General features: G+C 75.0%; 2 protein-coding genes and 1 pseudogene. All 3 read left to right on the top strand.

Features of this window, described 5'->3' with window-relative positions:
• Positions 1–337 (top strand): hypothetical protein (locus DY240_RS22825; RefSeq protein WP_233552837.1); only part of this gene is annotated, 337 nt, incomplete at its 5' end.
• Between the two features lie 68 nt (positions 338–405).
• Positions 406–1440: a sigma-E factor regulatory protein RseB domain-containing protein gene (locus DY240_RS22820; RefSeq protein ID WP_147375457.1), complete on the top strand. Its 1035-nt coding sequence runs from the start codon at positions 406–408 to the stop codon at positions 1438–1440.
• Positions 1441–1498: 58 nt separating this feature from the next.
• Positions 1499–1717 (top strand): annotated as a pseudogene (locus DY240_RS22815) (hypothetical protein); the annotation flags it as partial.

Below are 1717 nucleotides of genomic sequence, written 5' to 3'. Positions count from 1 at the left end.
GGCCGCGCAGCCGCCCCCCGTGGCCGGGTGGCGCCCGCGCGACTCCCGGCCGCCGTCCGGGCCGTCCGGCGCCCGTCCCGGTGGCCGCAGCAGCCGCCGCGTCCGCGCCGTCCGTGTCGTCGCGCTCGGCATGTGCACCACCGGCGCCATGCTCATCCTGCTGGCCTCGCTCGGCAGCACCGGCAACTCGCCCAGCACCCCCGACACCCCGGTCAGCGTCGTGCCGCCGCTCGAGGAGTTCACCCAGGAGCACGCCCGCTCCACGGGTGGGCTGCCGTTCGTCGAGCCGGCGTCGCTGCTGGTCGGCACCACCGGCTCCACCGGAGACGGCTGGTGATCTTGGGCAACCGCGTCGGGCACGGCAGGACCGGCGGGTTGGCCGCCTTGGTCGTGCCGGTCCTGGCCATGCCCTTGCTCGTCGGAGCTCTCGCGGTGTTCGTGCAGGCGCTCCCGGCCTCCTCGCGCGACGTCGGCGACGACCCCCGGGCGATCGAGCTGCTGCGTCAGTCGGCCGAGGCCGGCGAGCACATCTCGTACAGCGGCACCCAGTACGTCTCCACCTGGTCCGCGCTCACCCAGTCGGCGGCCTCGTCCAGCGCCGTCGTCCAGGTGCAGCACGTGCCGGGCGGCCAGACGTCCATCCGGGTGCCCAACCGCCAGCTGGCCATCCTCGACGGCCGCACCGCCTCCCGGTGGCTGGCCGGCGAGGACCCCGCCGACCTCCTGCTCGGCGCCTACACCGTCCGGCTGGCGGGCGAGGACACCGTCGCCGGCCGCTACACCGACGTCGTCGTGGCCTACCGCGGCGACGGCTCGGTCGCCGCGCAGCTGTGGCTGGACCGCCAGACCGCGCTGCCGCTGCGCCGCGAGTCGTACACCAGCGACGGCTACACGCTGTCGGCCAGCGCGTTCATCTCGATCACCATCGGCGGCGCGGGCACCTGCTGCAAGACCGCCGACGGCGTCGACGCCGCGTCCACCGTCGACGGCGACGACTCCATGCTGCGCTGGGACGACATCGAGCAGCTGCGCGAGGACGGCTGGCACTGCCCGGGCTCGCTCGGCGAGGGCATGGACCTCTACGAGGCGCGGCGGGTCGGCGACGCCATCCAGCTCAGCTACTCCGACGGCGTCATGACGGTGTCGGTGTTCGAGCAGAGCGGCTGGCTCGACCCCGACCAGCTCGACGGCTACGACACCTCCGAGTACGAGGGCGGCGTCGTCTACACCCGCCCCGGACCACCGGCCCGGCTCACCTGGTCCAGCGGCGGCCGCGTCATCACCGTGGTCGCCGAGGCGCCGCTCGACAGCGTCCGCGACCTCCTGAAGCACCTGCCGCCCGATCCCGCCGCCACGCACGAGGAGAAGAAGGACGGGTTCCTCGACCGCATCTCCAGGGGCGCGCAGCGGGTGGGCTCGTGGTTCAACCCCTTCGACTGATCACGCTCCGACGCGACCGGACGGTGCGGCGGGCGCCGTCGGCTGGGAGAATGAGGCCATGAAGGCAGGCTGGACCAGTCTCGGGCAGGCGGCGTCGCCGGAGCGGCCGACGGGCACCGACCCCTGGGCGGGTGGCTCGTGGCAGTACTCCGACGAGACGAGCCGGCCCGCCCCGGCCGCGGGTCCCGCCGCGGCCACTCGACCCATCGCCCCGGGCGGCGCGGCCGGCGCGCCGGGCACGGCGTCCGACGGCACGACCCGGTTCCTCGCGACCGGC

The organism is Jiangella rhizosphaerae, from assembly GCF_003579925.1.
In the GTDB taxonomy this organism is placed as follows: domain Bacteria; phylum Actinomycetota; class Actinomycetes; order Jiangellales; family Jiangellaceae; genus Jiangella; species Jiangella rhizosphaerae.
Note: the sequence above shows the minus strand (reverse complement) of the source record. Positions and strands in the feature narration are given on the sequence as shown.